Here is a 3,665-nt window from a genome sequence, read left to right as displayed (position 1 = left end):
CTCTGCGTTAAACTCCGAGCCTTGACTCTAAAAACCATCTGGCCGGCCTGAATGCCGGCCTCAGGAAGACGGAATGAACTGGCTGAACGACGCTCTGGAAAACGACCTCGACCCCACCGAAACCCGCGAGTGGATCGAGTCCATGAAGGCCGTGCTCGACGCCGACGGCCCCGAGCGCGCCCACCACCTGCTGCAGAAAATGGTGTCGCTGACGCGCCGCGCCGGTGCCCACCTGCCGTTCCAGCCCACCACCGAATACATCAACACCATCCCGCCGCACCTGGAAGCCAAGAGCGACGGCGACGCGGCGATGGAGTGGCGCATCCGCTGCATCATCCGCTGGAACGCCATGGCCATGGTGGTCCGTGCAAACCGCAAGCCAGGAGATCTTGGCGGCCACATCGCCAGCTTCGCCTCCGGCGCCACGCTCTACGACGTGGGCTTCAACCATTTCTGGCGCGCTCCGAGCGAAAACCACCCGGGTGACATCCTCTACATCCAGGGCCACAGCTCGCCGGGCATCTACGCCCGCAGCTTCCTGGAAGGCCGCATCAGCGAAAGCCAGCTCGACCACTTCCGCATGGAAGTCGACGGCAAGGGCATCTCCAGCTACCCGCACCCGTGGCTGATGCCGGACTACTGGCAGACCCCCACTGTTTCCATGGGCCTGGGCCCGATCAGCGCCATCTACCAGGCGCGCTTCCTGAAGTACCTCGAGGCCCGCGGCCTGATCGAACCCAGCGACCGCAAGGTCTGGTGTTTCCTGGGCGACGGTGAGACGGACGAGCCCGAAAGCCTGGGCGCTATCGGCGTGGCCGGCCGCGAAGGCCTGGACAACCTGGTCTTCGTGGTCAACTGCAACCTGCAGCGCCTCGACGGCCCGGTGCGCGGCAACGGCAAGATCATCCAGGAACTGGAAGGCAGCTTCCGCGGCGCCGGCTGGAACGTCGTCAAGCTTATCTGGGGCAGCTACTGGGACCCGCTGCTGGCCCGCGACACCGACGGCACCCTGCGCAAGCTGATGATGGAAACCGTCGACGGCGAGTACCAGAATTGCAAGGCCTTCGGCGGCGCTTACACCCGCGAGAACTTCTTCGGCAAGTACGACACCACCAAGCAGATGGTGTCGAACCTGAGCGACACCGACATCGCCCGCCTCAACCGCGGTGGCCACGACCCGCACAAGGTCTACGCCGCCTACGATCGCGCCGTGAAGCACAAGGGCCAGCCGACCGTCATCCTGGCCAAGACGGTGAAGGGTTATGGCATGGGCACCTGGGGTGAATCGCTCAACCCCACGCACCAGACCAAGAAGCTGGACGACTCGGGCGTGAAGGCCTTCCGCGACCGCTTCAATATCCCGGTCAGCGACGACAAGCTGTCCGAGGTGCCGTTCTACCACCCGGGCGAGAAGTCGCCGGAAGTGGAATACCTGCGCAGCCGCCGCGAGAAGCTGGGCGGTTTCCTGCCGCAGCGCCGCGCCAAGACCAGCAAGAAGCTCGAGGCTCCGAAGCTGGAGGTGTTCGAGCGTTTGCTCAAGAGCACCGGCGAGCGCGAAAACTCCACAACCATGAGCTTCGTGCAGTGCCTGAACATCGTGCTGCGCGACAAGCAGGTGGGCCCGCGCTGCGTGCCGATCGTGGCCGATGAGGCGCGCACCTTCGGCATGGAAGGCCTGTTTCGCCAGATCGGCATCTACGCGCCGGAAGGCCAGAAGTACAAGCCGGTCGATGCCGACCAGCTGATGTACTACCGCGAGGACAAGACCGGCCAGGTGCTGGAAGAGGGCATCACCGAAGCCGGCGCCTTCAGCAGCTGGATGGCGGCGGCGACCAGCTACTCGTCGTCCGACGTGCCGATGCTGCCGTTCTACATCTACTACAGCATGTTCGGCATGCAGCGCATCGGCGACAGCGCCTGGCAGGCCGCCGACATGCGTTCGCGCGGCTTCCTGCTGGGCGCCACCGCCGGCCGCACCACGCTCAACGGCGAAGGCCTGCAGCACGAAGACGGCCACAGCCACCTGCTGGCCGGCGCCATCCCGAACTGCCGCGCCTACGACCCGACCTTCGGTTTCGAAGTTGCGGTGATCCTGCAGCACGGCATGAAGCGCATGCTCGAGGACCAGGTGGACGAGTACTTCTACCTGACCCTGATGAACGAGGCCTACACCCACCCGGACATGCCCAAGGGCGCCGAGGAAGGCATCCTCAAGGGCATGTACCTGCTCAAGGACGCCGGCAAGGCCAAGAAGGGCGAGCTGCGCGTGCAGCTGCTGGGCAGCGGCACCATCCTGCGCGAAGCCATCGCCGCGGCCGAGCTGCTGGACAAGGACTTCGGCGTCACCGCCGACATCTGGAGCTGCCCCAGCTTCACCGAGCTGCGACGGGATGGTTTCGACGTGGAGCGCTGGAACCGCTTCAATCCGGAAGCGAAGTCACCGCGCAAGGCGTACGTGACCGAGTGCCTGGAAGGCAGGCAGGGGCCGGCGATTGCGGCGACGGACTACGTGCGCGCCTTTGCCGACCAGATCCGCGCCTTCGTGCCGATGCACTACACCGTGCTGGGTACCGACGGCTTCGGCCGGTCCGACACCCGAGCCAACCTGCGTCGCTTCTTCGAGGTCGACCGCTACTACATCGCCCATGCGGCGATCGCGGCGCTGGCGGCCGAGGGCAAGATGAACGGGAAGGATGTGGCGCGGGCGATCAAGCAGTACAAGATTGATCCGGAAAAGGCCAACCCGACGGGTGTTTGATGTGAGGTGGGGACGGAATCCATCAGGCCCATCCATCCGTCAAGGAGTGGGAGCAGGCGAACGTTGATTTGGTTCGCGACGGTATCGCGATTGCAGGCGAATTGGCAGACAAAGCGGATTGCCGGATCGCTTTCGATGCCGGTCGCAAAATGTTCCGCAAGGAAATGGCTTCCGCGTTTGCCGCTGTGAAGCAGAACGAGACTTACGGGAAAACCGCCGACGAAGACGTGAGGCGTGCCCGCCTGGACCTGATGGCCCAATGGATCCAGGAGGAGGCCAGCCGTCGGGTGCTGGCACGCCTGCGGAAGGATTCCCAGGACCCTGCGATGCAGTGGGCGAGGGCGCAAGCGAACACCCGAATGAAGCACGTTGCCAGCAACTCGGCCGCCGTGGTTTCGCTCGTTTACAGGGAGTTTGGTGTGCCCGAACCCGCCACGCTGGGACCGAGGTCGGCCAGGCAGGCCGCGCAGCTTGCCGAGCGATACGGTGTTCCTGCGGGGCTCGTTCAATCCAGCCCCCAGGGCGCGCGTCGAGTCCGCTGAGCCCTGGGCCGCGGAGCCGATAGGCATTGAGTCGGGATTCCAGCTTTGGCCGCCTTCTCGGCGGGGTAATTTCCGGCCGGGCCAGGTATCGATTGAGTTAACCGGTACCGCCAGGTCGCGTTGTGTTGATCGAGCTGTCTGCCGCTGGCAGCTTGAGCAGCACGACTCCAGTCCAAACAAACCAAACGATTTGCCCAAGCCCGAAAACCGCGCCTAAGCCGGCTAGCGGCGGGACGACCGTGAGAATTCCGGCGGAACCGACGAAGATGCCAAGGTGGCTCAGAAGCTTCGGCTGCGAAGTGGCCCTGAGCGCCGCCAGACTCACCAGCACCAACCAGAGCCCGCCTACGACTTCAATGCCCCCG

3 protein-coding genes are annotated in these 3,665 nt (G+C 64.6%); 2 read left to right on the top strand and 1 reads right to left on the bottom strand.

Annotated elements, in window-relative coordinates:
- Positions 1 to 73 precede the first annotated feature (73 nt).
- Entirely contained in the window at positions 74 to 2,758 is a 2,685-nt protein-coding gene (aceE, locus tag AACZ35_RS13205; protein ID WP_339830053.1) for a pyruvate dehydrogenase (acetyl-transferring), homodimeric type, read from the top strand.
- Between the two features lie 68 nt (positions 2,759 to 2,826).
- Positions 2,827 to 3,300 carry a hypothetical protein gene (locus AACZ35_RS13200; protein ID WP_339830051.1) on the top strand — a complete coding sequence of 158 codons (474 nt, stop codon included), beginning with the start codon at positions 2,827 to 2,829 and terminating at the stop codon, positions 3,298 to 3,300.
- Positions 3,301 to 3,397: 97 nt separating this feature from the next.
- Here the strand turns inward: AACZ35_RS13200 and AACZ35_RS13195 are convergent.
- The coding region (locus AACZ35_RS13195; RefSeq protein ID WP_339830049.1) for a hypothetical protein at positions 3,398 to 3,665 on the bottom strand (268 nt) is incomplete at its 5' end.

Source organism: uncultured Arenimonas sp. (assembly GCF_963976025.1).
In the GTDB taxonomy this organism is placed as follows: domain Bacteria; phylum Pseudomonadota; class Gammaproteobacteria; order Xanthomonadales; family Xanthomonadaceae; genus Arenimonas.
Note: the sequence above shows the minus strand (reverse complement) of the source record. Positions and strands in the feature narration are given on the sequence as shown.

What these genes read in the sequence shown, in the direction of transcription:
- aceE (WP_339830053.1), top strand. Translation starts at nt 74, where the DNA reads ATGAACTGGCTGAACGACGCTCTGGAAAACGACCTCGACCCCACCGAA.